The 22654-nt window shown below is 57.9% G+C and carries 26 protein-coding genes, 1 tRNA gene and 3 pseudogenes; 10 read left to right on the top strand and 20 right to left on the bottom strand.

Features of this window, described 5'->3' with window-relative positions; genetic code table 11:
• Positions 1 to 98 precede the first annotated feature (98 nt).
• On the top strand, positions 99 to 881 hold the full coding sequence (locus BM110_RS10100; protein ID WP_093513283.1) for a hypothetical protein: 783 nt from the start codon (positions 99 to 101) through the stop codon (positions 879 to 881).
• A 313-nt stretch (positions 882 to 1194) separates the two neighbouring features.
• Here BM110_RS10100 and BM110_RS10090 read toward each other — a convergent pair whose 3' ends face one another.
• Complete coding sequence (locus BM110_RS10090; protein WP_093513281.1) at positions 1195 to 3276, bottom strand: DNA cytosine methyltransferase; 2082 nt, start codon at positions 3274 to 3276, stop codon at positions 1195 to 1197.
• 67 nt (positions 3277 to 3343) lie between these two features.
• On the opposite strand from BM110_RS10090, the gene BM110_RS10085 reads away from it, so the two are divergent.
• Positions 3344 to 3985 (top strand): hypothetical protein, encoded by a 642-nt coding sequence (locus BM110_RS10085; RefSeq protein WP_093513280.1) that lies wholly within the window; start codon positions 3344 to 3346, stop codon positions 3983 to 3985.
• Positions 3986 to 4084: 99 nt separating this feature from the next.
• Here BM110_RS10085 and BM110_RS10080 read toward each other — a convergent pair whose 3' ends face one another.
• Complete coding sequence (locus BM110_RS10080; protein WP_093513279.1) at positions 4085 to 4810, bottom strand: hypothetical protein; 726 nt, start codon at positions 4808 to 4810, stop codon at positions 4085 to 4087.
• On the bottom strand, positions 4807 to 5052 hold the full coding sequence (locus tag BM110_RS10075) for a hypothetical protein (RefSeq protein WP_093513278.1): 246 nt from the start codon (positions 5050 to 5052) through the stop codon (positions 4807 to 4809). Before BM110_RS10075 ends, BM110_RS10080 begins: the two co-directional genes overlap by 4 nt.
• Before the next feature lie 46 nt (positions 5053 to 5098).
• Between BM110_RS10075 and BM110_RS10070 the strand changes: the two genes are divergently transcribed.
• The 3 genes from BM110_RS10070 (at position 5099) to BM110_RS10060 (ending at position 6468) form a co-directional block, all read left to right on the top strand.
• On the top strand, positions 5099 to 5656 hold the full coding sequence (locus BM110_RS10070; protein ID WP_093513277.1) for a hypothetical protein: 558 nt from the start codon (positions 5099 to 5101) through the stop codon (positions 5654 to 5656).
• A complete protein-coding gene (locus BM110_RS10065) occupies positions 5616 to 6158 on the top strand; it encodes a hypothetical protein (protein ID WP_139220324.1) in 543 nt (180 codons plus the stop codon). Before BM110_RS10070 ends, BM110_RS10065 begins: the two co-directional genes overlap by 41 nt.
• Before the next feature lie 85 nt (positions 6159 to 6243).
• Positions 6244 to 6468, top strand: a complete 225-nt coding sequence (locus BM110_RS10060; protein WP_093513275.1) for a hypothetical protein — start codon at positions 6244 to 6246, stop codon at positions 6466 to 6468.
• Here the strand turns inward: BM110_RS10060 and BM110_RS10055 are convergent.
• The 4 genes and pseudogenes from BM110_RS10055 to BM110_RS10040 all read right to left on the bottom strand — a co-directional run bounded on the left by BM110_RS10055 (position 6460) and on the right by BM110_RS10040 (position 9869).
• Positions 6460 to 6790, bottom strand: a pseudogene (locus BM110_RS10055) (hypothetical protein). The gene BM110_RS10060 and the pseudogene BM110_RS10055 sit on opposite strands and share 9 nt — an antisense overlap.
• Positions 6791 to 6884: 94 nt before the next feature.
• Positions 6885 to 7739 carry a hypothetical protein gene (locus BM110_RS10050; protein WP_093513274.1) on the bottom strand — a complete coding sequence of 285 codons (855 nt, stop codon included), beginning with the start codon at positions 7737 to 7739 and terminating at the stop codon, positions 6885 to 6887.
• 100 nt (positions 7740 to 7839) lie between these two features.
• Positions 7840 to 8433 carry a hypothetical protein gene (locus tag BM110_RS10045; RefSeq protein ID WP_093513273.1) on the bottom strand — a complete coding sequence of 198 codons (594 nt, stop codon included), beginning with the start codon at positions 8431 to 8433 and terminating at the stop codon, positions 7840 to 7842.
• Positions 8430 to 9869, bottom strand: coding sequence for a Heme peroxidase (locus BM110_RS10040; RefSeq protein WP_256575383.1), 1440 nt, complete (start codon positions 9867 to 9869; stop codon positions 8430 to 8432). The genes BM110_RS10045 and BM110_RS10040 overlap by 4 nt, the downstream gene beginning before the upstream one ends.
• Between BM110_RS10040 and BM110_RS10035 the strand changes: the two are divergent.
• Positions 9777 to 10115: pseudogene (locus BM110_RS10035) on the top strand (MFS transporter). The gene BM110_RS10040 and the pseudogene BM110_RS10035 overlap by 93 nt on opposite strands.
• A complete protein-coding gene (locus tag BM110_RS10030; protein WP_093121048.1) occupies positions 10112 to 10456 on the top strand; it encodes a hypothetical protein in 345 nt (114 codons plus the stop codon). Before BM110_RS10035 ends, BM110_RS10030 begins: the two are co-directional and overlap by 4 nt.
• A 50-nt stretch (positions 10457 to 10506) precedes the next feature.
• Here BM110_RS10030 and BM110_RS10025 read toward each other — a convergent pair whose 3' ends face one another.
• Entirely contained in the window at positions 10507 to 11382 is an 876-nt protein-coding gene (locus tag BM110_RS10025; protein ID WP_139212858.1) for a hypothetical protein, read from the bottom strand.
• Positions 11383 to 11464: 82 nt separating this feature from the next.
• Here BM110_RS10025 and BM110_RS10020 point away from each other — a divergent pair, with 82 nt between their 5' ends.
• Positions 11465 to 11656 (top strand): hypothetical protein, encoded by a 192-nt coding sequence (locus BM110_RS10020; protein WP_093513272.1) that lies wholly within the window; start codon positions 11465 to 11467, stop codon positions 11654 to 11656.
• Between the two features lie 45 nt (positions 11657 to 11701).
• Here the strand turns inward: BM110_RS10020 and BM110_RS10015 are convergent, their stop codons facing one another.
• The 3 genes and pseudogenes from BM110_RS10015 to BM110_RS10005 all read right to left on the bottom strand — a co-directional run bounded on the left by BM110_RS10015 (position 11702) and on the right by BM110_RS10005 (position 13124).
• Positions 11702 to 12265: a hypothetical protein gene (locus BM110_RS10015; protein ID WP_139217581.1), complete on the bottom strand. Its 564-nt coding sequence runs from the start codon at positions 12263 to 12265 to the stop codon at positions 11702 to 11704.
• Positions 12266 to 12674: 409 nt separating this feature from the next.
• Positions 12675 to 12902, bottom strand: a pseudogene (locus BM110_RS10010) (transposase); the annotation flags it as partial.
• Between the two features lie 135 nt (positions 12903 to 13037).
• A tRNA-Leu gene (locus tag BM110_RS10005) sits at positions 13038 to 13124 on the bottom strand.
• A 271-nt stretch (positions 13125 to 13395) separates the two neighbouring features.
• On the opposite strand from BM110_RS10005, the gene BM110_RS10000 reads away from it, so the two are divergent.
• The gene (locus tag BM110_RS10000; protein ID WP_093513270.1) at positions 13396 to 13581 is read left to right on the top strand and encodes a DUF2188 domain-containing protein; all 186 of its coding nucleotides are present in this window, start codon (positions 13396 to 13398) and stop codon (positions 13579 to 13581) included.
• A 20-nt stretch (positions 13582 to 13601) separates the two neighbouring features.
• Here BM110_RS10000 and BM110_RS09995 read toward each other — a convergent pair whose 3' ends face one another.
• A complete protein-coding gene (locus BM110_RS09995; RefSeq protein WP_092243763.1) occupies positions 13602 to 14129 on the bottom strand; it encodes a DinB family protein in 528 nt (175 codons plus the stop codon).
• Between the two features lie 125 nt (positions 14130 to 14254).
• Here BM110_RS09995 and BM110_RS09990 point away from each other — a divergent pair, with 125 nt between their 5' ends.
• Entirely contained in the window at positions 14255 to 14944 is a 690-nt protein-coding gene (locus BM110_RS09990) for a tellurite resistance TerB family protein (RefSeq protein ID WP_093121045.1), read from the top strand.
• Here BM110_RS09990 and BM110_RS09985 read toward each other — a convergent pair.
• The 8 genes from BM110_RS09985 to BM110_RS09950 all read right to left on the bottom strand — a co-directional run bounded on the left by BM110_RS09985 (position 14941) and on the right by BM110_RS09950 (position 22651).
• Positions 14941 to 15762, bottom strand: coding sequence for a hypothetical protein (locus BM110_RS09985; protein ID WP_093513269.1), 822 nt, complete (start codon positions 15760 to 15762; stop codon positions 14941 to 14943). The genes BM110_RS09990 and BM110_RS09985 overlap by 4 nt on opposite strands.
• A gap of 18 nt (positions 15763 to 15780) precedes the next feature.
• Positions 15781 to 16128: a DUF2493 domain-containing protein gene (locus BM110_RS09980; protein WP_025999705.1), complete on the bottom strand. Its 348-nt coding sequence runs from the start codon at positions 16126 to 16128 to the stop codon at positions 15781 to 15783.
• 65 nt (positions 16129 to 16193) lie between these two features.
• Complete coding sequence (gene mgtA / locus BM110_RS09975; protein WP_092243754.1) at positions 16194 to 18908, bottom strand: magnesium-translocating P-type ATPase; 2715 nt, start codon at positions 18906 to 18908, stop codon at positions 16194 to 16196.
• Between the two features lie 237 nt (positions 18909 to 19145).
• Positions 19146 to 19439: a hypothetical protein gene (locus BM110_RS09970; protein ID WP_071488216.1), complete on the bottom strand. Its 294-nt coding sequence runs from the start codon at positions 19437 to 19439 to the stop codon at positions 19146 to 19148.
• Positions 19440 to 19954: 515 nt separating this feature from the next.
• Positions 19955 to 20566: a LysE family transporter gene (locus tag BM110_RS09965; protein WP_093121043.1), complete on the bottom strand. Its 612-nt coding sequence runs from the start codon at positions 20564 to 20566 to the stop codon at positions 19955 to 19957.
• A 75-nt stretch (positions 20567 to 20641) separates the two neighbouring features.
• Positions 20642 to 21433, bottom strand: coding sequence for an AraC family transcriptional regulator (locus tag BM110_RS09960; protein WP_093121042.1), 792 nt, complete (start codon positions 21431 to 21433; stop codon positions 20642 to 20644).
• Between the two features lie 49 nt (positions 21434 to 21482).
• Complete coding sequence (gene arsH, locus BM110_RS09955) at positions 21483 to 22169, bottom strand: arsenical resistance protein ArsH (protein ID WP_093121041.1); 687 nt, start codon at positions 22167 to 22169, stop codon at positions 21483 to 21485.
• A gap of 11 nt (positions 22170 to 22180) precedes the next feature.
• Positions 22181 to 22651, bottom strand: a complete 471-nt coding sequence (locus BM110_RS09950; RefSeq protein WP_093513268.1) for an arsenate reductase ArsC — start codon at positions 22649 to 22651, stop codon at positions 22181 to 22183.
• Between the last annotated feature and the right edge of the window lie 3 nt (positions 22652 to 22654).

Raw genomic sequence — 22654 nt, 5'->3', positions numbered from 1 at the left:
TATGAAGAAAGGAGGGCAAGCGACCAGCTCAACTGCCTGCTGAACGCGCGTGCGCATGGCATGATGTAAAAAATCGATGCGCATTCTAGGAGTTAATTGTGGAACAACGGGATAAAGACATTGCATCGGTGACTGAGGTCTTAGGAAAACCTGCTGGGTTTGATATTTCTGAACCAGCCGTCAGGGTTAGAAAAAGCCTGATGGCTGCGTCTATCGCCTTGCTTTGTCTGGTTCTTGCTAAGATCGAGCCAAGCGACACATTTACGATATTCGGGGTAGCATTTAAGGGGGTGACCGCAGACAAAATCGTAATTGGCGGCATTTTAGTTCTGATATATTCTTTGATTCATTTTATAAGTTACGTTGGTGAGTTGTTACTTGAATATCGGGTTCGTGTTACTGGTGCAAAATTGGCATTTCAAACCGGCGCCAGAGCAGGTAGTCAATATGTAGATTATCCAGATGACCCCAAGCAAACAAGCCTATTAAATTGGTGGAAAACCTACACGCGCCGTTTGATCGTAGTTGAAGAGCTCGCGGATAAGGTCAACACAGACCTTGAAGAAATCAAGCGCCGTATAGAAAACATGGGCGAAAGAAGCAGCTCACCTGAGATAGCTGGAACATCCCATCTGATGGGGCAGGTTAACGCAAATCTAATTAATCTCACTAATGACCTTAAAACGAATAGAGAGATTTTGTTGAGCCCACGAATAGAGGTTTCATTGCAGCGGTATGAAGCTTGGCACAAGAATCTTATTTCTTGGCAAGGTCTCCGAGTTGTAATTCTTGAGGTCGTGCTCCCGATTTTATTAGGGATGATTTCACTCGTTTTTGCGCTGAATTATCTGAACACTCAGCGACCCTTCTCAAACTATTAGTTACGTTGATTTGATGACTATTTTCGTACATGCGGCAGAATAGTTTCGCATCTCATGGGTGGCCAAACTGCGACTGCTTGATCACGCCGCCCGAACGAGTCCTTGCCGGGCCATGCCCGGGCTGTGGAGGTGATTGATTTGAACTGCTGATTCCACCAGGTGCCGAAACAGCTAACACCCAGAGGACATAGCGATGAATGAAGAAAAGAAGAAAGAGCCCGAGCAAGAAACCCCGGCACATTCCACCGAGGAAGAGCGGGAGCGCCTGAAGGACTTCAACAAGGACGGTATTCCGCCTGGTTCGAGCTGATCGTCAAGCTGCACGCGCTTGGCGTTGTTCCGTACGCCATGGATCGTTTGCCCTGGCAAGGGCTGCCATTGGCGGCGGGCTGACGCTGTTGCCGCACATGTGCACCTGCTGAGTCTTGGTGAACGGCTTGCCGTCGGCGCCGTGGCTGATGATGTAATCGCTCGGGAAGCCCTGGGCCTTGTACAGCTCAGCCGGTTTCAGCATCCGCAGGCAGATGTCGACGATCACGTAGGGTGTGCCCTTGACCATCACGGTGACCATGGCCAGGCGGTCCTTAGTGGTGATGGTGGGCGCCGGTGAGTCGCAAGCGCTGATGTTCTCTGTGCCGTAGTAGCTGATCAGGAACGCGGCAACGCGCAGGGCGCCCGCTTCATGCGCTGGCGAGAGGGTGAGCGACACCAATGAACTCTTGCCGCCGCCACCGGCGGTGATGGTCGGAGCCGGGTCTTCCAGGCCCTGGCCAACACTGCCGCCGAATGCCCGCTCCATGAATGCGCTGGCCAACCCGTGGTGCTGGCCGCCGGCGCTGATGGTGTGCAGCGGGCCGTTTACGTCACGCGCATCGCAGTTGCCGCGAAGGTGCACCAGGTTCGCCGCCACCAGCTGCTGCTGACTGCCGGTGTTGGTCACCGTGGTCATCGGGTCTTCGATGCTCTTGGCGGCCGTGGTGTTGAAGCCGCCGTTCATTTGAGCCATGAACACCGTTGAAATGCCCATGGCGTGGGCGGCACCGGCCGGGCGCTGATAGTTGCCGCCGCTGGTGATGGTCGGCAGCGGCTCATCCAGCGCCTTGCCCGCGTCGTTGAATCGAAACTTCACCAGGTGTGCCGCAGCGATCGCGCGGTGGTTCTGTGTCATCAGCGTGCCCATCGGCTGGTCCATGCCCACCGGCTTGCCTGAGTACTCCGGGCCGCCGGCCCCAACCATCAACGGGCTGATAAGCTTCAGCTCGCCGCGATTCGCGCAGGTCACCGTCGGCAACGGGTCGAGCGGGTCGTTGATGCGGTCGCTGCCCTGGTGCGTTGCTGGTGCAATGACAGGGCTGACCACCGAAAACGCGCCGCCCTTGGGGTAGGAGGTGACTGTGCGCAGCGGCTCGCCGACCGACTGCACCGTCTCACCTGACCAATTTGCGATAGGCACGATGAACGGGGCCGCGCAGTCGATGACGAACTTCTTCATGCCCTTGGCAACGCGGCGCAGCGTGGCCGGGGCCAGGTCTTTCTTGCGACCGAAGATGCTTTTGCCCAGGTCAGTGAAGTCGATGCAGTCAGCGGCCGTTTTCCATTTCTGCTGGCCCTTGGCGGGGTTCTTGGCGTGGGTTGGCTCCGGCCACACGATTGGCTGCCCATCGCACCGGGCGATCATGAACAGGCGTTCACGGCTGGTCGGTGCGCCGAAGTCGCAGGCCTTGATCACCTTCCATTCAACGACATAGCCCATGCCTTCCAGCAGAGCCACGAAGCGGCGCCAGGTACGGCCACGTTGTTTCGGGTCAGGCACCAGGAACTGGTTCGACACCGGCACCTGTTCGCCTGGCCCGGCGACACGGTTGGTGGTCTTTCCTTTCTTGGTCGGGTGCGGCACTTGGTCCAGGGTCACCACCCGGCCGGTGGCCTTATCGCGCTTGGCGATCAACCGGCCCCACTGCAGAATCTGTTTCACGTTCTCCAGGCTGATCACCCGGGGCCGCTTCTTACCTCCCCACTTGAGGCCGATCCACGAAAGGTTGCGGATCTCGCGCTTGCGCGGCTGGCCGCCGGCAGCCTGGGAGTGGTGCGTGCAGTCCGGTGACATGTGGAACCAGCCCACGGCCTTGCCCCCGCATTCGGTGTCAGGATCACCCTCAAACACGTCAGTGGTGAAGTGCTTCGCGCCAGGGTGATTCACGGTGTGCATGCTGATCGCCTGAGGGCTGTGGTTCTTCGCCACGTTCACGGTGCGGCCCAGGCCCATTTCCAAGCCAGTCCCGGCGCCGCCGCCGCCGCAGAAGAAGTCGACAACAATCTCATCGTCCTGAGGGTTGAAGCCGAGTCCGTATTGGGTTTTGAAATCGGAGGGGTGTTTCTTCTGTTTTTCGGACATGGGGGATCCTCGCCGGTATATTGGAGCTGAATTCAGGAATAGGGTTGGTAAAAGGATGTCTTTCTGTATGGCGATATCAGACGTTGATTGGCAATTAACTAAAGATGTTTTTTCGATAGCTGGCACTATTGCGAGTGTGTTTGGTGTTGGCTTGGCGTTCTATATTGGTCTTGTTGGTTTGTCTACGTGGAAGCGTCAGTTAAGAGGGGCTGCGGACCATAAATTGGCACGTGACGCTGCAACAGCTATCTATAAATACAAAACTGCACTGGTGCTGTTGTGGGGTTATGCTAGTTCAGCAGCAATGCACACCAATGATGAAAATTGGATTGCCTCTATGGGCGAAGACTCATATTCAAGGTCAATTTATCAGCCTCATATTGATAAGGCTGAACAAGCAAGGGCGGACCTCGAGCCTATAGCCATTGAGTGCGCCGCCATTTTTGGCGGGGTGTTCGTAGAAGGGTTCCAGAAGCTTTATCAATTTGAATCAAAGTGTGCAAGTTGTATACATAATTATCTTTATCTGATGTCTCGCGTTGGATACGATGAACAAGCTATTGAGGTGTCTGAGGACTCTATTAAAGCTTGGGCAAAATTTGCAGCTAATGGAATTGATAGTATTGAGTCTTCAAAGGTTTTTATTGAAAAGTTAATAAGCCCGATGTTGAATGAACTAGAGAAGAGACTCTTGAAGGATATTCAATAGATCTCTTGAGGTTTTGAAAATATATTAAATCGCTGACCCGCGAACAAGGCAGTTGGCTGTTAGTTTGAGTTCAGTCCCCCAGAAGATGCCGGAGCGTCCTCAAAGCGCCATTTCTACCTGTGTTTCCCGCTGCCAGATTGGTGCACTGTTGTGCGCCTCGATCCGGTCGGCTATGACGTTGGCGCGCTGGCCAGCAGTGGGCGGGGCGTACATTCCGAAGCGGCTAATGCTGCCGCCATTCACCGTTGCGTTGGTGCTGTCAGCTGATGCGAAGGGTAGATGCTGAAATATTTCAGGGTTGAGCATGCGTAGGCCGTGCAGCCTGCACATCGGTCGGCCCTGGTCATCGCAGACAGCGTCCATAGCTGCGCCCATACGCTTCCACCATGCTCCAGTGCCCGGTGAAACCCATTGCCCTGAACTGCCCAGCGCAACTATTCGCCAGCACCTCGCCAGCCGCTGTAACCGCTCAAGCGATTCGTGCAAATGCCAGACAGGCACGCCGTGGAGTTCCTCTGGCCACTGCCGAACAAGGTCGTCGTTGGCCTCTTCGTCGCCATCGATGACATCCGGAATGAGCGCCCAAGTGAACCCAGGGTGACGGTGCCAGTCTTCTACCCAGCGTGTGTAACCGTCCACATCCACCTGGCCGCCTTTCTTCCACACCGTGAAGGCACCGTTATCGAATACGAACGACTTGCACACATCGGCGACAATCCCGAGATCATCCTTGCGTGGGAACGGCACCAGCGCATGCCGACCTGCCAGGAACTTTGCTGCATCCTCTCGCTTACCGCCGACAGGCGTGCCGTGGTAATGGATCATCCGCTTAGCCTCACTGTTTCGATCTCGACGCCCTGGTGCGTAGCGATTATGGTTTGATCGCCGCCCAAAGATCCCGACAGCCGATCGGCGATTTGTTCATGCCAGCCTTTTTTAATCAGCGCGGTGGCTGCCCGGATATGCTCGACATGGATCATCGACAAGGATTTCAACTCAAGTCGATAAACAATGGTTTCGCCGTCGGACGGGCAGACCGCGGCGAACGTGTGTCGATACGTGTTCATAAGGGATCCTCGCCGGTATAGTTCCGGATCTACAGGGGAGTGGGTTATGAGCTGGGAAGTCGTTTTTCGTTGGATCGAGAGTCATCCAGGACTGGCGTCATGGGTTCAGGCGTTTGGCGCTATTGCAGCAATCTTGGTTGCGATCTGGCTATCCGGAAGGGAGTCCCGATACCGATTGCAGGTTGAGCGACAAGCTCGAAAGAATGCTACTGCCCGCGCCATCTTGATCGCCGAAAATTGTAGAGTCAGAGTGATTCAAGCTTTGGATACTTGGAGTAAGGGCTTACAGACGAAAAGCTTGCAATCCGTAGTCATGTCTAGCCTGAACCAGGCGCTTTTTCCCCTTCGGTCCTTTGAAGCTGATTCAGGTGCAGACGCAGAAGTTTGCGGTCATATTTCTTCCGTTCGCCATGCCGTCGAAGGTGTACTCAATGAGTTCAATCAGGTTTTCGAGGTGATCGAGAAGCCGGAGCTCACCATAAGTCCTGTTCATGGTTACCAGGCAGAAATCACTGAGGCGGTTAACAAGCTTCAGTCGCTGCTAGCGCCAAAACCCTCCTTAAATGACCGAATCGAGCGATTTCTTCTCAGGGTATTCAAATGAGCTACTGATCTCAGAAGGCTGTTACGGCATGGTGGCAATTTGGTTTGGGTTGGGGTTGAATGCTGCGCTCATCCATAAGGAACTGGAGATTGGCATGTGGAAAGGGCAAGTGTTGCGAGTATTAGGATTAGCTCTGGTGATCTCTGTCACCAGTGGCTGTATCTCTTACACCGAAAAAGCAGCTGAAGGATTACCGGATTCTGACGTTGCGCGTATCGGCCTAACCGACAAGTCACTGTTCATTGCCACAATTGATGGTCAGAAAACCAATTTCGCGCTCGGCACCCAAACGGAATATCGACTAGCTCCCGGCAGACATCGACTGGAACTGAGGAAGTGGATCGGCACCACTCCTTCTTTGGAGCGGAAGATTCGGGATGTTGATTTTGTTGCTGGTCGCACGTACAAGCTCACCAACCCTCCTGCAAACACTTGGTGGGACATAATCATTGTCGACACAAGCACCGGGGAGCGCGTGGATCAGCACGTCTCGCCCAAGTGATTGTCAGGCTGCCGCGCCTGGTGGCAATTTGGTTTAGGTTGGGGTATTACGGGTGACCGGCATGGAGCCGGATCAAGGAGATCGCATGAGCTATTTCAAGAGCACGAAAGAGGCAGACCAACTTGTCGCCTATTTCACGGACATAAATCTTTGTTTTGAGTGCGGCGGCCGAATCGACAAAGGCGTTGTACGTTACGACGGACACTCAGACTCAAACACGCTGAAAGGTATTTTCTTTCACCCTGCTTGCGCCGTTCTCATGGGGCAGCGTTTGATCTCTGATGGGTTTCCTAATCGTCATTCAAACTGACTCGGGAGGCACCACTTCATCGCCTGGATCGCGCCTTAATTCGCCCAAGCTTTGATTGTGAAAGTCTCGCGCCACCTTTTCGCTAAAAATGATTCGTGGCGCGGATAACTCAAAAATTCGATCAACTCGTCGTCGCCCATCAAGTCCATTTTCATGATGGCGATCTGCAAGACCTCGCTGATGATTGGCACCTGACCGCGCAGCCGGATACGCTCCATGGCCTGCTCGATGCCTGGCCTGACCTTGGTCGCAATTCCTTCTCGGCGACCGCCAGGCGCTTCTGCGCAGCCTTGGCCGATCTTTCCTGAACAGTCTTGGCCATGGCATACCTCTTATTGGGTTCGGTATTGATGGGTTGCAGCTGATTCGGTTGTCGTCCTCGCCCAATATCTGGGTCCGGACGACGCTGCGCAGTGCTACTTGATGGCGGAGTTGTCTATCGTTTTGATGAGCGCGCCGCTGAAGTCTCGGTAAATGTTGAGCTGCGCGTTATCGGATTTACGAGTCACCAAAACATCTATGTCGTTGATCGAGTCGCCATTGACGTCCGATTGCACGGATACCGCGATCGGGAGGAGAGAGTTGTCGCTTGAGAACGGCACATATGAAACTGCGCCGGTCGCAGTAATTACCTTCACTCCCACAGCCCCGGAGTCTTTGTCCTGGTACAGGTTGTAGGTTTTACCTTGATACATATCAGTGTCATACATCACATAGTCTCCTGTCGGAGCGGCTGCGTGCGTAATCATAATGCCGTCGATATCGGCGCCGTCTGTACCGGGAATGGTGCTGGGGTTGCTGCTGGTATCGACCACCTTCACATAAGGGTAGGAGAGCGCGGTGTCGACTTGACCGTCAATGTTAAAGCCCACCCATGAGCCGGAACCGCCCGATGCTTTTGCAGTAGTAGTCGGTACGAGCTTTGTGTAGGAAACACCGTTGGCTGAAATGTAGACGTCGAATGAGTCCCACCAACCCGCCTCATAGACGTAAATATCGATCGCTGGAGTTCCATCAGCTTTGAGTGGATTCGGGCCGACTTTGAAGACAGCATTTCCCAGCTTGCCGAGGGACAGATAGTTTCCGTTGGGAGCACCAAGGGCGTTACTTTGAATCGCCCCGTCGCCATATCCGCCGCTGCCGGGGTTGTACTCCACAACAGACGTTACGAAACCGACAGCTGTGCCAGGGGATTCCGGATATGTTGAATATGTCTCTGCATTTGCGGCGACGGATGCTAGGCATGCGAGTGCCATGATGATCTTTTTCATGTTGATTCCTTTCAAGTTTGGTTGGTTGTCGTTTCGGGTGAAGCGTTTTAAGAGATGATTTGTCGTTGTGATCCTCCAAAGCTGCGTTGCTGGGTGCGGGTTATGCGGCGTATGAGGTGCTGCCACGCCGCGCTTTGGGATAGTCGATGCCGTGGGCGGCTATGATCCGCTCAAAGGCCTTGTTGCCAATCGCCAGCTTCCCGCAGCACTGGCGCCGAGTGATGCCCAACTCAACGAAGGCACGGATGCGTTCGGCGAGCTTGGCGTCGCGCGCTTCGTCAACTTCCTTGCGCACCAGGTTCCGCGCGCCTCCCCGGGTTGGGGCTTTGAACGTGATGTCGTACCGGGCGGCGTAGTTGTAGATAAGCCGTCGACTTATACCAAGTTCGGCCGCCACCTCGGTCTGGGTGAGGGTTAGGCCCAACTGGCGTATCTGCTCAGCCATCTTGAGCCGGTCCTGTGATCGGATGTCGGTTTTGTCGAGGGGCAGGGGAGCCGCCTCAACACGCCGCCGAACGAATGGCTTCGGCGCCGGCGGCATCTGGTTGCTGTAGGTGATGGGTTTGGGCTTGTAGCCGATCGGCTCGGCCACTTCGATCTTGCCGCCAGCCGCCACAAACTCAGCGACCTGGGCGGCAAGTTCTTCATGTGCAGGGCGCAGGCGCTCTACTTCGTTATGGTGGTTGCTGATCATGCTGCCGCCTTGCCGAGTGTCACCCCGGCCATGCTGAAGGTTGACCCCTGCGCTGCGACCATTGCGTCGAGCACATCCCAGTTGACCAGAAGCAGCGTAATCGGCGCCTGACCATATGCTACGGCCTTCACCAGTGCCTCGAAGTCCGTCACGCTGGCCTGCAGCGCTACCTGATCGACCACGTGGCTCGTTACTGGCTTTGTAGCCTGGGCGACGGGTGCCGCTGCCTGAACAGGCGCGGCGCGGACTGGCTCGGGCGCCGCCACTTTCTCCGCGACTGGCTCTGGCTTGATGGCTGCCAGTCGCCGGGCTTCCTGCTCTTCGGCGATGCGCTTCGCGTCGGCCTTTTCCTGCTCCGCCTTCTGGTGTTCGGAGATGCGGAATTTGATCAGCGTCACCAGGTCATCGTTGGCTTTGGTTACCAGCTGCTGCACATCGCTAAACAGGAAGGCGTGATCAACAGCGAGCTCCGCCAGACTGGTCAGGTTCAAGCGAATGCTATCCGCCGCCTGACTCGCGTCGATCTTTGCCCGGGCCAGTTCGGTATCAACTGCGTCCTGAAGGCTGGCGATGGTGCGCTTGTTCTTCATGGCGCCGGCGAAGTCGACGTGCACATTAGGCAGCGCCACCTGGCCCAAGGTCCTGTTGATCCCGGCGATGTGTTCCGCAAGCGCTAGCTCTGCCTTTTGCTTGATGGTGGTCGTTACCAGCAGTTCCTGGGCCTTCACCAGCTTGTCGACTTTCAGGCGAGTCTCGCGAGCATGGGCACTGATGCGATCCAGCGACGAAAACAGCTCGTCGATGCTTTGGGTCTGCGACAGGGCCTGTTTCTTGGCGACCGACACGGCCTCTTCAACATCTCCGCACCATTTGACCGCCTTCTTGGCGTCGGCGAAGTCTTGGTCGGTGGAGAGCGTGGTTTTCACCGAGTCGATGACGGCCAGCGCCGAATCTTCAAACACCTTCAGGTTGCTGGCGGTAACCATGCCGGTCAGCTCGATGCGCAGGGCTGGCAGCTCGTCAGGTGCCTTGCCGACGACGATTGAAGGCGCGTCGGCCAGCTCGAAGTTGGCCAGGTCTGCCTCGAACTGTTTCCAGCCCTCGATCAACTGGGCTGCGCGCCCGGCCACCGGCCGGTACTCCATGTGCACGAAGTTCTCCGGCGTTCCGTCCGGGCAAACAAAGATGACCCGCTCAGCGCCGCTCACCAGCAGTTGCTGCTCAAGCTGCCAATAGTAGTGCGGAGCCAGATCGCCAGCTTTCACCTGGGCCACGACTGACTCATTCCACAGTTTGTGCTCGAACAATGTCTCACCACCAACGTGCCAGACGGAGTCGAGCGCATGGAGTATCTCCAGCGCCTGCTCGACAAGATCGACAGGTTCGAATTCTTGATTGCGGGCCTGATTGGGGCCGTTGTTGCGAGCTGGTGGCACAAAGACGACTTGTCCGACTGGCGCGCCTGAATGGTGTTCTTGGTTACGGGTGTGGCCTGCTCGCTGTATCTGACGAGCATGGTCAGCGCCTACCTGAATGTCACCGAGCCAAAGATCGTCGCCGGGATTGGCTTTCTCCTGGGCACGTTCGGCGGTTCTCTCCTGGCAGCAATCAACCGAGCCATCAAAGCCGCTGACCTCTGGGCGGTCATTCGCCAGCGGTTCGGGGGAGGCAATCCACCATGAATCTTGAACTGATCAACTCCATCGCCTGCGGCCTTATCGCGCTGTGGGCTGCCTGGTGCGTACTGAGCGGGAAGGTGAGGGACGGCATCCTCGGGAAGCTGATCTACTCGACGATCGCCATCAGCGGCTTCGTCGTAATGGCGCGCAGCCAGAACATCTTCTTCGGTCCGACCAGTGCTGGCCTGACGCTGCACGTCGCCCTGGCCCTGGCCGGTGCCCGCCACATCTTCATGGTCACGTACTGGCAGCGGGTGACGGTCTGGCTGTGCCGGACGCTGAACTGCGAGCACTGCTTGAACTGTGACAACCCGCCAGGTGGAATAGAGCGCAGGGACAAGTAATTCGCGCCACGTTTTCGAATGCGCCAAATCGTGTTGAACGATGGCTGAAGTCAGTGGCTTTTTCTCTCTATATTTTCGAAAAGTGACTTGAGATTGGAAGGGTCTAGGCAGTCAGGTGCTATCGTCTGCGACTGCTTGAAATAGCCCTGGACTTTCGGGTTCGCAAAATCGCCCTTAAGAGCCAACAGGTAATACCCGTCGGCGCGAAACTTTTCCAGGCTCAGAGAAACAGGTTCGAAGAAGTCCCTCATAGTGGTCAAGGGTAGTTGACGGTTGGCTTCCGTTTTCAGTGAATCTTTGAAGCAGTACGAGCGTATCGCCGGCAATGGATAGTGGTCAGAGTACAGATCTGGTCGCTCTAGGGCATTGGCTAGCTGGCTATACTTGCGAAGAAATTCGGGGTCATCGAACTTGAATCGCAGGAACGCCTCGTCACAGTCGCGCAACAGCATTATCGCTCCGGCAACCAGGCCTTGATCCGCAGCGCTCTGGTAAAGCGCGCAGGCTTCTACATGCATAGCCTTATGGCCATTTAAAAAGGTTGCCGCGCGACTCTCTTGCATATTCGCCAACATGAAAGTAGCTACACCGTGCCCCCCGGCGCTAGCTTTACGCAGTTCATCCTCATAGGTCTCAAGTCCTTTCGTTGCCTCCTGTATTGATTGGCTCAGTGTGAGCTTGTCAGTTTTACCCTGCTGTTCGTTTTCAACCAGCTGATCAGCTCGTTGCTGTATGTCATCAGCTAACAGCATTGCGTGTTCAAAGACAGCTTCGGTTTCGGGGGATGGCGCAGCCTGTACCTCAGCACACAGAGCTATGCTGAAAAGCAGGACTGAAAGACGAAGTTTCAAAGGCGTTTCTTCCGTGATTGCAGTTGTTCGAGTCGCCATTACTGTAATGGATTCAATCAGGGTGGGGTAGCTCACGTGCTTGACCGTCACTCCGGTATGAGTCGGAGTTATGGTGAGGTTTCCGATTGGTGCAGAGTTTCATTGCAGAGGGTCATGCATGAGCAACGTCATCCGCCTGCGCCACGCGCTTCCGATGAGCCCGGAAATCAACAAGGCCCTGACTGATCTGGATAGCGCCATTGCCAAGGCGATCGAGGCTGCCAAGGCTTCCGGGCTGCCCCAGGGCTTGATCGTCGCAGATCTGCACGGCCATGCCCACGCACAGACACACCAAGTGGTGACCGAATAACTGGCAAGTCGCAGTTGTTCAGGCCGAGACTTAACAGCCATCAGGTTAGGGTTTTACGCTGGGGGAAAGGCAAGATCTGAGCGATTGCTGATGCTTTTCAAGTTGAATCATGGCCTCTTCCCGGCGCTCGCCCTGCAAAGCATGTGTCCATGGCGGATTGACCGCCAGTTTTTCTTCAATGTCAGCAATTACACGCTGTATTGCCAAGCACGGGTCATTCGCTTTTACGCGGTTGCCCAATTGAGAGTTGAGATTCTTGTACTCCCCAAGCAGATTCGTTAGCTGAGTCAACTGCTGGTTCGCGGCATTTAGGTCTGAGTCGGACCTGTTCAACTTAAGCTCTAGGTCATGCGCTTTGGCCTGCAGTTGATCGGATTTCTCCGAAAGGGTTTTCTTCTCAACCTGTAGCTCAGCGATTAGCTTGGCTTGCACCTCGACGGTCGATTGAATCTTTCCAATGCCAACTAATTTTTCGGCGCCGTAACCGACAAGATGAAAAAGCGGTACAGCGGCTATCAGGCCTGCTCCGAAAGTAGCGATAGCTCTCAGGAGCATTCGAGGTTTTTTTTCAAGGTGATTGAGCTGTTGTGTCGGGGCTACTTTCTTCATCAGGTAATGCGAATCTCGCTAGTCCAACCCATTCATCACGCGACTAAATCACAAATATGGGCGGATCGTTGATCGGGAAAAAGTGCCGCAGGTGAGTGCGGCACAGCTGGCTCAGTTCACCTTCAGGGCCTCTTGAATCTGGTCAGCATATTCGCTGAGCTTATTCATCTCGTCTGCGACGATATTACAGTCAGCAGGGGTATTTGAAACCTTGGCTTGAATGAGAGCGAGAGCGGCAATTACGGCCAGGCTACGCTTGTCTTCAGCGGATTTTGAGCGAAGGTTGTAGTTGGATAGCTCCGTAAATAGCTGCGACATGTTTGATCTCTATATGTGAATTTGATCCCCACCAATACCGGCATCCAGCCACCATTTCAAGTCCTGCCCAAGCGAGGCACCAAAGTCTCAAGACCTGTTGGAAATAGCCGTAGAGGTAGAGTTTAAGCAGGTCGCCGGGATGGTACGACGGGCGTCCGGTTGCTTTTGGAACGGCTTTGTCGAACCCAAGTTGCTCAAGGTCCAGCAGAGAAATATAGGCTTCGATCACCCGAACCAGATGGTCTTCGGGAATGAGTTCGTCCAGTGAGACTGGAAACTGAGTGCCTTGAGTACGGTCTTCACCTTGGATATAGCGCATAAGAAAAATGCCCGTATCTTGCGATACGGGCATTTTTCTTAAACCGGGCGGCAGATTGCTAGGTTTTTACACAGCCTGCTGGGGCGGGTTTTAAAAGGCTTCATGGACGTTACTGGCTGCCCATGGAGCAAGAGATGGTGCCCGAACCCGGAATCGAACCGGGACGCCCTTACGAGCGGGGGATTTTAAGTCCCATGCGTCTACCAGTTTCGCCATTCGGGCGGTAGCGCGGTGTAGCAGGGTTGGGAATATATAGATCCAGACGCTTGGATGCAAGGTCGCAGAGGGGCTTTATTGCATTCGTTGATGGGCGAAAAAGCTTGCCAGATCAGTGATCTAGAAAGGTTTTCGGCAGCGCTCCGGAGGATGTCGTCGGCCCGCGCTGTTGACCCTGGCATCAAAAGCCGACACGACATGCGGTCGTCCATTGCGGTATTCGGGGTGTAAGGTAAAGCCTGCAACGCTGGCAACATCTCAGGTAGACGAGGTGATTATGAGCACTCCAATGCTGAACAAGCTGCACATCAATGGGTACGACGTGGTACGGGTAAACTATGGACCCTGGCGGGTGTGCACGCCCCAGGACCGGTTGGCGTCCTTCAATTCCCGTGAGCAGGCACTGGCGTATGCTGCCACGCTGCCCGGGTATCGTGCCCGCACCAGGCCGATGGCCAGGTAGATCGATGCTTGCTGCCGAACTCAGTCGATCAGCGCCAGTAAATCCGTAGTGCCCACATCCAGCCCCGCCTGGGACAGCAGCGTGGTGGCCTGGCCCCGGTGATGGGTCTGGTGGTTGAAGAAATGCACCAGCAGGCTGAAGAAGGGTTTGTCGGCTGTCACCCCGCGCATGTTGCTGTAGTGCAGGCGCTGATTCAGGTCGGGTTCGCGCACGGTGTGGGCCCAGTCGATGATCAGCTGGTCCAGCCAGGCGCGGTGGGTGGCCAGTTCGCGGATATCGGCAAATGCCAACTGCCTCAGGTCGACCGGTGCGACAATCGCCTCCAGCGGCGCCAGCGCCGTGTAGCCGGCTGGATGCCCGGCAAACCGCTTGAGCCACACAGTGTCGCCCAGCGCCACATGGTTGAGCGTGCCGAGGATCGAGCCGAAAAACGCCTGGCGATCCATCAATAACTCGGCGTCCGACAGCGTACTGGCCGCGTCGTAGAGCTTGCGGTTCATCCACTGGTTGTAGTTCGCCATCAATGCGATGTGTTCAATCCGGTTCACGTGGGTGTTCTCTCGAAGACGCGGTGACGGGATGATAAGCCGTGCCCGCCCGGCGGTCATGGTGTTCCGGCAAGGCCGGGCTATGGTTGTCAGACGCCAACACTGTGCCCTGGGAGGGTAGCACCATGAACACCAGCGACTTACTGGAACAACTCTTGCGCGCCGGGCAAGGTGGCAGTGCTTCCACTGGCGGCCTCGGCGGGCTGCTGGGCGGTTTACTGAAAGGCTCCAGCACCGGCAACGCTTCCACCGGTGGCGGCCTGGGTGATCTATTGGGCGGCCTTGGCGGCATGCTGGGCGGTACCACGGGCGCTCGTCCTGCCCAAGGGCGTTCCGGGGGAATGAATTACGCGGCGCTCGCGTCCCTGGGCATGGCCGCATTCCAGGCCTATCAGGCCTGGCAACGCCAGCAGGCCAACGCGCCACAGCAAGCCTTCCAGACGGTGGACCAGCTCGACGGTCCCGCCGCCGAAGCCCACAGCCACGCGGTACTGCGTGCCTTGATCGCGGCGGCCAAGGCAGACGGGCGCATCGATGAGCAAGAGCAGCAGTTGATTTCCAATGAACTGGGCCGGCATACCGACGACCCGCAACTGCAACAATGGCTCGACGCTGAGGTGGCCAAGCCGCTGGATGCGGCGGATTTCGCCGAGTTTGCCAGCGACCCGGCGGTGGCAGCCGAGGTGTACCTGGCCAGTGTGATGCTGGTGGACGATCAGCAGGACGCCGAACGCAATTACCTGGACGACCTGGCAGGGCAGTTGCAAATCGACCCGCAATTGCAACTGCACCTGGAACAACAGGCCAAGGCCTAGAAGCGCAGTGTGGCGCCGGTGGTCAGCCATTGCGCCCGATCCCCGATCAGGCTGCGACCGACCACCAGGTCCACGTCGACGAATTCGCCCAAATGCAGCCGGGGCCCGGCCTGCCAGGCCTGGTCACCGCCTTCCTGGCCGTAGCGCTCGGCGATCAGCGTCAACAACGGTGCCACCTGATACTCGAAACCGGTGCCCCAGGTCAGGCGGTGTTGCTGGTCACCATCGTTGTAGGCATGGGACCAGCCGGCATTCAGGTTCAGCCGCAGGGGCGTCAGCGGTTGCCAGGTCAACGGGATATTGAAGTCTGCGCCATCAAACCCGTGTTGACGACCCAGGGCCAAATGCACGCCGGTGGACAGGGCCAGCTCCAGGCCCAGATCCTCCCGCCACCATACCTGGGCCTTGAGCTGCGGGTTCACCTGGGTTTCGCCCTTGTCTGTGCTGGTTGCACGCGACAGGGCAGCACCCCATTGCACCGACGGCAGCTCGGCGAAGGTACAGACCGGTGACAGCGTTTCTGTATGCGTACTGCCGTCGTGGCGGTCAGCGGTGTACCAGGCGTCGACGTTGCATTCGCCCGGCGCGTTGATCGCGCCATCGTCGACCACATAGGAACCGCCGGCTGCGTTGGCTTTTGACAGCAAGGCAATCGTCAACAGGATGCCCAGTGTCAGGCCGATAAAGATCAAATTGCGCTGCAATGCGCGGCGTTTGGCCGGTGGCAGCAGCAGTAACGTGTGGCGTGCGCCGCGGTAGTGACGCGCACGGTATTTGGCAAACCCGTCCTGGCGGGCTGGGGTGTGTTTTTTGTGCATGATGCACCTCACATGAATTCAGCTTTCTACGGTCAGTACCGAAATGCCGCTGGCCTTGGCCTGGCACACCAGCTCGCTGGTGTCGTCCCCGCCGGGCAGGGCGATGACCACATCGGGGCGGCTGTCGGTCAGCATGAAATGGTTGCGCTGGCGTTCCGCCTGTTTGCCGTGGCGTTGCCAGTTGGGCGGGTAGCGCACCACGTCGATGCCCAGCTCCCGCGCCCATTCCTCGACGTCACTGCCGAGGAATTGGTTGCCGCCGTGGATCAATACCTGCACCGGACGCAGGCGGTGGTAAGCGTCCAGCACCTGGCGGGACATTTTGGTGTCGGCGTAATGACGACCTGCACAGATCAAGACGCGCATAGGGTGTTTCCTTGTAGTGCACGGTGGCGGCCGGGCGACCGCCACCGTTTAAACGGCGGGGAAGATCAGTACCACTGCTTGAAGCGGCGGATGTAGATCGTCTTCATCAGTTGGGCCACGCAGCAGTAGCTGAGCAGGGTGCCCACCAGCCATGGGAAGTAGGCCATCGGCAACGGTTGCAGGCCCACCAGGGTGCCCAGCGGCGAGAACGGCACGTAGATCCCCAGTACGATCACCACGCAGGTCATCATCAACACCGGCCACGCGGCGGTGCTCTGGAAGAAAGGGATCTTGCGGGTGCGCAACATGTGCACCACCAGGGTTTGCGAGAGCAGGCCCTCGATGAACCAGCCGGACTGGAACAGGGTCTGCATCTCGACGCTGTTGGCGGCGAACACGTACCACATCAGCGCAAAGGTGGTGATGTCGAAGATCGACGAAGTCGGCCCGATCCAGATCATGAAGCGGCCGATGTTTTTCGCATCCCACTTGCGCGGCTTGGCCAGGTATTCCTTGTCCATCTTGTCCCACGGCAGCGCCAGCTGGGAGATGTCGTACATCAGGTTCTGCAGCAGCAGGTGGATCGACAGCATCGGCAGGAACGGAATGAATGCACTGGCGACCAGCACCGAGAACACGTTGCCGAAGTTGGAGCTGGCGGTCATGTTCAGGTACTTCATGATATTGCCGAAGGTTTCGCGGCCCTTGAGCACACCTTCTTCCAGCACCATCAGGCTCTTTTCCAGCAGGATGATATCGGCTGATTCCTTGGCAATATCGGTGGCGGTGTCGACCGAGATCCCCACGTCGGCATCACGCAGCGCCGGTGCATCGTTGATCCCGTCACCGAGGAAGCCTACGGTGTGGCCGTTGGCTTGCAGCGCCTTGAGCACCCGGGATTTCTGCAGCGGTGTCAGCTTGGCAAACACGGTACGTTCTTCCACGCGGCGCAGCAGCGTCGCGTCGTCCATCGCTTCGATTTCGGTGCCCAGCAACGGCTGGCCTGGATCGAGGCCGACCTGGCGGCAGATCTTGCTGGTGACCACGGCGTTATCGCCGGTGAGCACTTTGATCGCCACGCCAATCTGTTGCAGCGCGGCAATCGCAGGGCCGGCGGTTTCCTTCGGTGGATCAAGGAAGGTCAGGAAGCCCTGGATCACCAGGTTGCGCTCATCGGCCGTGGTGTACTGCTGACGCGCCAGGGATTTAGGGATGTGACGGGTCGCCACTACCAGCACGCGGAAACCGTCCTCGTTGTAGTCGTTGGCGATCGCCAGCAGCTCCTCGCGGCGACGATCATCCAGTGGCACCGCAGCGCCGGCTTCCATCACATGCGTGGAAATGCTCAGCATCTCTTCCACGGCGCCTTTGCACACCAGCAGTTGATCGTCGGCGGCATCCTTGACCACGATCGACAGGCGACGGCGGACGAAGTCGAACGGCAACTCATCGACTTTGCTGTAGGCAAACGGCACCTGGAACTTCGGATTACGTTCCGAGAACTCCACCACCGCCTGGTCCATCAGGTTTTTCATGCCGCTCTGGTGATGGCTGTTGAGCCAGGCCAGGGACAGCACGGCGTCGTCACGTTGGCCGAAGGCGTTGACGTGGTGTTCGAGAATGATCTTGTCCTGGGTCAGGGTGCCGGTCTTGTCGGTGCACAGCACATCCATCGAACCGAAGTTCTGGATCGCGTTGAGGCGCTTGACCACCACTTTGCGCTTGGCCATGGCCGTGGCGCCCTTGGCCAGGTTGGCGCTGACGATCATCGGCAGCATTTCCGGGGTGAGGCCTACGGCAACTGCCAGGGCAAACAGGAACGCATCCCCCCAATCACCCTTGGAGAAACCATTGAGCAGGAACACGATCGGCACCATCACCAGCATGAAGCGGATCAGCAACCAACTGACGCTGTTCACGCCGCGGTCGAACGCGGTTTGCACCCGCGAGCCGACAATCGCCTTGGCCAGGGAGCCAAAGTAGGTGCGTGCCCCGGTGGCCACGACGACAGCTTGTGCCCGACCGCTGACCACGTTGGTGCCCATGAAGCAGATGTTGGGCAGGTCCAGCAGGTTGCCCTGGTCGGCGGCCATGGCGCTGGCGGATTTCTGTGTGACCTCGCCGAGGGTGTCGTACTTTTCCACCGGCAAGGCTTCGCCGGTCAGCACCGCCTGGCTGATGAACAGGTCACGGGACTCGATCAGGCGGATATCGGCCGGGATCATGTCGCCGGCCGACAGCTGCACGATATCGCCGGCCACCAGCTCGCGCATCGGCACTTCACGCAGGGTCGGTTGCGAGCCCACTTGCTCACGGCGCAGCACGGTGGCCGTGGTGCGGACCATGGCCTTGAGGGCTTCGGCGGATTTGGCCGAGCGATGTTCCTGCCAGAAGCGCAGCAGGCTGCTGAGCAATACCATGGTCATGATGATGATGACTTTGGTCGGGTCGGCGTCTTCGCCTTCCTGCATCGGCAGCCAGCAGTCAGTGAAGAAGCTGATGCCGCCCAGGGTCAGCAGCACATAGATGAATGGGTTGTTCAGTGCCTGCAGGAACTGCACGATGGCGTGAGGCGGCTTGTCATGGGCGACTTCATTGTAGCCTTCGCGTTGCAGGCGCGCCTGGGCGTCCAGCTCGGTGAGGCCGTCCTTGGTGGCGCGGACGTTGGCCAAGGTGGCCGACAATCCGTTCTGGGCTTCGCGGGCGGCGCGCATCGACAGTCTGGTGTCGGTGTGGCTGCTGCTCTTTTTGTTCAATGGGGCGTTTTTTACGGCGCTCATGGTGTGTGCTCCTGTCGCCAATTTTTCGACAAAACATACCCGTTACCGGCCTGATGACAGGCGAGCGAAAGCATGCCGAGTCGCTAACTTCGCGATCGGTTTAAATAAGGTGTTCACATAACTTCTACAGTGCCCGCTAACAGCGCGTTAATTAATTAGCGCGCAGCGGGCTACTACTGGACGTGTTCATAAAAGAACTCCAGAACAATAATCAGGAAGTTGCTGTTTCCAGCCAAGTCAGGCGGCGCGAGCGCTCACATACAGACCGAGCATCAAGCTGGCCTTTGCCAGGCTGGAAACCTTGGGTCTCTGTGGGTCTTGAGGGTCGGCGTGATCCCAGTGCTGGACCAGTTGGCCGCTGTCAGGGCAGATACGCCAATGCGCCAGCGGGTAGGCCGGGCGCACTTGGGGGGAGGGTGCAGCAAAGGTTGAGCGGGTAGGCGAAAAACCCACAGGCTCACGGCACAGCTTGGCACGCAGGGCTGCCGCTAGTGTGCGTACATCGGGCAAAGCAAGGGTTAGCAAGGTCATAACACACCTCGGGACCGGACAAGCGACCGGCGAGGCAGTTACGGTGGAGCATCAAGCTCTAGCGCAGCTTACCGGACCGGGGAGGCGAGTCCTGTCATGTTCTGGGTTTGGCGCCCGATGCCCGCCAAGGCGGTGCTCGGACAGCGACTAGATACTGTGTCCATTGGCTTCTTTTGTGAGGTTTAAAAAAGGCCCCAGTTGCAGGCACGGGCAATCTACTCAGGGCGATGCAGGATGTCAACGCTTAATGTATTAATTCATTACAAGTTCAGAGTCTGTTCAGATAGAAGGGCTGTTTCAGTTCTGCTTCGGCTGTATCGTTACTTGCACTTCTTCAGCGTTGTGAGCGGGAAGTAGTTATTTTTGAAGGTGGAGATGAACGGGCTTGTCTATATCCCGTGGCGCACGAACACCACGACCTGCCCGCCGGCCATCCGCACCTGCTGCACCATCACGCCGGCGTGCATGGGCATGCCTATGTGATCGATGACCTGCACCGCCGCTGGCCGGCCTGATCAGAGGCCTTGCCAGGCCAGCAGCGCCAGGTAGATCAGCACCAGCCCACAGGCGGCATAACTGATGCGCTGCCAAGTGGGCGAGGCGTTCTGCCGCAACAGGTTCACCAGAGCGGCAATCAGAAAGCATGACAAGATCGACGCGAGCATGAACCCGGCAAAGAACATCAGCGTCTGCCCGTGGCTGGGCGTGGTGCCGACGATCCCCGACAGCGCACTGCCCAGTGCGCCCCAGTAGACGATGTTCTTCGGGTTGGCCAGGGAAATTGCAGCGCCTACCGCCAGGGCATTTTGCCGGGTGCTGGCCGGCGCGCTGTCCGGTTGTGGCAGGTGCCAGGCATCGATCAGGCTGCGTGCGCCCAGCCAGGCCAGGTACAACGCACACACCACCGTCAACGGCACACGCACCGTGTCATGCTGGATCAGCAGGGCGATCCCGGTCAGGCCGATCACTGCCCACACGGCATCGCCCACCAGTGAGCCGAACTGCACCAGCAGGGCAGGTGTAAAGCCATGCAGCAAGCCACGGCGCAGGGTCTCCGCGAGCACGGCGCCGGGGGAGAGGCAAAACACAAAACCGAATATCAGTGCATAAAAAAAGATCGTCAGCATGCCCGCATTTCCTTCAAGTGAGGTGGGGCAGTGTGAGGGTGTGCAGGTGCGGTGTCTTGGACCAGATTGCGCTGTTCAGCGCTTCACGGTGCTTTGATAGTGGCCAGGAGTGATGCCGTAGGCCGCCCGGAAATGCCGGTTCAGGTGACTCTGGTCGGCGAAGCCCAGGTCGTGGGCCGCCTCGCCGGCGGGAACCCCATTGCGCAACAGGCTTTTGGCGCGACGGGTACGCAACTGCATGGCCCACTCCCTGGGCGTCAGCCCGGTTTCTTTCTGGAAGGCACGCAGCAGGTGGAATTTGGACAACCCCAGTTCGCCGCCCAGGTGGTCCAGGGTCAGGGGTTGATGCAGGTGTTCGGCGAGTAATGCCTGGGCGCGGCTGATCAGGGGTTTGCCGGGGCTGGCGGTGCCGGGCAGACGTACGCCGCTGATGTTCACGACCTCTGCCAACAGGAGCACCAAGGCATCTTCATTCACGTCGCGAACCAGCGTGTCACCGTTTAGCGCGCCCTTGATTGCGGCGGCCAGTCGCAGGGCAAGCTCGGGCTGAACACATAAGGCACGGTCAAATTCCAGATGCACCAGCCCCAGGTCCGCCGCCAATTGATCCGCCGTGGCGTACAGGCTTACAAAGTGCCAGGGTGCACCATCGGCCGCACCGCCGCCTTGAATCTGACCGGGGTTGTACAGGGTGATGGAGCCTGGGCCTGCGTGGAACTCGCGACGATCCAGCCAGACCTTTTCCTCGCCTGCCAGGTTCACGCCGATCACACATTCATCATGGCTGTGGCGGGCAAAAGTCAGGCCGGTGCAGGTAGTGCTGCTGACTTCATAGTTGCCCAGCCAGGCGTGTTGCACGGCGCTCATCGATTTCACTCAGTCGGGGACAGGCACGAGCATACGCTGGCAGGGGTGGTCAAATCGACCGTTGATTGACCCGGCGCGACAGTTCATCGGCGCTTTCCTTGCGTTCCGAGTAACGGTCCACCAGGTCGGGGCGGTCGCGCAGCAGCAGGGTGAAGCGCACCAGTTCTTCCATTACATCGACGACCCGATCATAAAGCGCCGAGGGCTTCATGCGGTCCTGTTCATCGAACTCCATGAAGGCCTTGGGTACCGAGGACTGGTTGGGGATGGTGAACATGCGCATCCAGCGCCCCAGCACCCGCAGCTGGTTGACGGTGTTGAAGGACTGGGAGCCGCCGGACACTTGCATCACCGCCAGGGTCTTGCCCTGAGTCGGGCGGACCGCGCCCAGGGTCAAGGGCACCCAGTCCAGTTGCGCCTTGAACACCGCCGACATCGAGCCATGCCGTTCGGGCGAGCACCACACCTGGCCTTCGGACCACTGCATCAGTTCCAGCAGTTCCTGCACCTTGGGGTGGTCGCTGGGCGCGTCATCCGGCAATGGCAGGCCGCTGGGGTTGAAGATGCGGGTATGCGCGCCAAAGTGCTGCAACAGCCGTGCGGCTTCTTCCACCAGCAGGCGGCTGAACGAGCGTTCGCGGGTCGAACCGTAGAGCAGCAGGATGCGCGGCGGCTGGTCCGGGCTGGCCGGTTTTGAGTCGATCAGGGACAGGTCCAGATTGGGCAGCGTCGTCATAGGGCCTCCGATTACAACTGCGCAATGCGCGCGAGTTCCGCCTTGAGGTCGGCAGGGCCGAGTTCGCCGAAGGGCAGGACGAAGAACGCCCTGCAGCGCGTGGCGATGGTCTTCAGTGTGGCGTCGAATGCCGCTTGCACACTGGCGTCGTCACCCTGGACGTCCGACGGGTCTTCCAACCCCCAGTGCGCCTTCACGGCCGGCCCGAAGTACACCGGGCAGGCTTCGCCGGCGGCCTTGTCGCACACCGTAATCACCACATCCGGCGGGCTGCCTTCAAAGGCATCGTTGCCCTTGCTGTACAACCCTTCGGTACTGATCCCGGCCGCCTGCAACGTGCTCAAGCTACGTGGCAGCACCTGGCCCTTGGGAAAACTGCCGGAGCTGATCGCTTCGAAGCCTTCCGGCGCCAGGTGGTTGAACATGGCTTCGGACAAGATGCTGCGGCAGCTGTTGGCGGTACACATGAACAGGACTTTCATCGG

The organism is Pseudomonas sp. NFPP28 (genome assembly GCF_900115535.1).
In the GTDB taxonomy this organism is placed as follows: domain Bacteria; phylum Pseudomonadota; class Gammaproteobacteria; order Pseudomonadales; family Pseudomonadaceae; genus Aquipseudomonas; species Aquipseudomonas extremorientalis.
The sequence above is the reverse complement of the archived record's forward strand: the minus strand, read 5'-3'. Positions and strand labels throughout refer to the sequence as shown.

Bases quoted from the DNA above. Each gene is read 5' to 3' on its own strand.
- BM110_RS09965 (WP_093121043.1), bottom strand. From the start codon at position 20,566: ATGCTGACGATCTTTTTTTATGCACTGATATTCGGTTTTGTGTTTTGC.
- BM110_RS10085 (WP_093513280.1), top strand. From the start codon at position 3,344: ATGGCGATATCAGACGTTGATTGGCAATTAACTAAAGATGTTTTTTCG.
- BM110_RS09950 (WP_093513268.1), bottom strand. From the start codon at position 22,651: ATGAAAGTCCTGTTCATGTGTACCGCCAACAGCTGCCGCAGCATCTTG.
- BM110_RS09980 (WP_025999705.1), bottom strand. From the start codon at position 16,128: ATGCGCGTCTTGATCTGTGCAGGTCGTCATTACGCCGACACCAAAATG.
- BM110_RS10075 (WP_093513278.1), bottom strand. From the start codon at position 5,052: ATGAACACGTATCGACACACGTTCGCCGCGGTCTGCCCGTCCGACGGC.
- BM110_RS10065 (WP_139220324.1), top strand. From the start codon at position 5,616: ATGACCGAATCGAGCGATTTCTTCTCAGGGTATTCAAATGAGCTACTG.
- BM110_RS10045 (WP_093513273.1), bottom strand. From the start codon at position 8,433: ATGATCAGCAACCACCATAACGAAGTAGAGCGCCTGCGCCCTGCACAT.
- arsH (WP_093121041.1), bottom strand. From the start codon at position 22,169: ATGACGACGCTGCCCAATCTGGACCTGTCCCTGATCGACTCAAAACCG.
- BM110_RS10030 (WP_093121048.1), top strand. From the start codon at position 10,112: ATGAATCTTGAACTGATCAACTCCATCGCCTGCGGCCTTATCGCGCTG.
- BM110_RS10020 (WP_093513272.1), top strand. From the start codon at position 11,465: ATGAGCAACGTCATCCGCCTGCGCCACGCGCTTCCGATGAGCCCGGAA.
- BM110_RS10090 (WP_093513281.1), bottom strand. From the start codon at position 3,276: ATGTCCGAAAAACAGAAGAAACACCCCTCCGATTTCAAAACCCAATAC.
- BM110_RS10015 (WP_139217581.1), bottom strand. From the start codon at position 12,265: ATGAAGAAAGTAGCCCCGACACAACAGCTCAATCACCTTGAAAAAAAA.
- BM110_RS10000 (WP_093513270.1), top strand. From the start codon at position 13,396: ATGAGCACTCCAATGCTGAACAAGCTGCACATCAATGGGTACGACGTG.
- BM110_RS10070 (WP_093513277.1), top strand. From the start codon at position 5,099: ATGAGCTGGGAAGTCGTTTTTCGTTGGATCGAGAGTCATCCAGGACTG.
- BM110_RS10080 (WP_093513279.1), bottom strand. From the start codon at position 4,810: ATGATCCATTACCACGGCACGCCTGTCGGCGGTAAGCGAGAGGATGCA.
- BM110_RS10060 (WP_093513275.1), top strand. From the start codon at position 6,244: ATGAGCTATTTCAAGAGCACGAAAGAGGCAGACCAACTTGTCGCCTAT.
- BM110_RS09985 (WP_093513269.1), bottom strand. From the start codon at position 15,762: ATGCACAAAAAACACACCCCAGCCCGCCAGGACGGGTTTGCCAAATAC.
- BM110_RS10050 (WP_093513274.1), bottom strand. From the start codon at position 7,739: ATGAAAAAGATCATCATGGCACTCGCATGCCTAGCATCCGTCGCCGCA.
- mgtA (WP_092243754.1), bottom strand. From the start codon at position 18,908: ATGAGCGCCGTAAAAAACGCCCCATTGAACAAAAAGAGCAGCAGCCAC.
- BM110_RS09990 (WP_093121045.1), top strand. From the start codon at position 14,255: ATGAACACCAGCGACTTACTGGAACAACTCTTGCGCGCCGGGCAAGGT.
- BM110_RS09960 (WP_093121042.1), bottom strand. From the start codon at position 21,433: ATGAGCGCCGTGCAACACGCCTGGCTGGGCAACTATGAAGTCAGCAGC.
- BM110_RS09970 (WP_071488216.1), bottom strand. From the start codon at position 19,439: ATGACCTTGCTAACCCTTGCTTTGCCCGATGTACGCACACTAGCGGCA.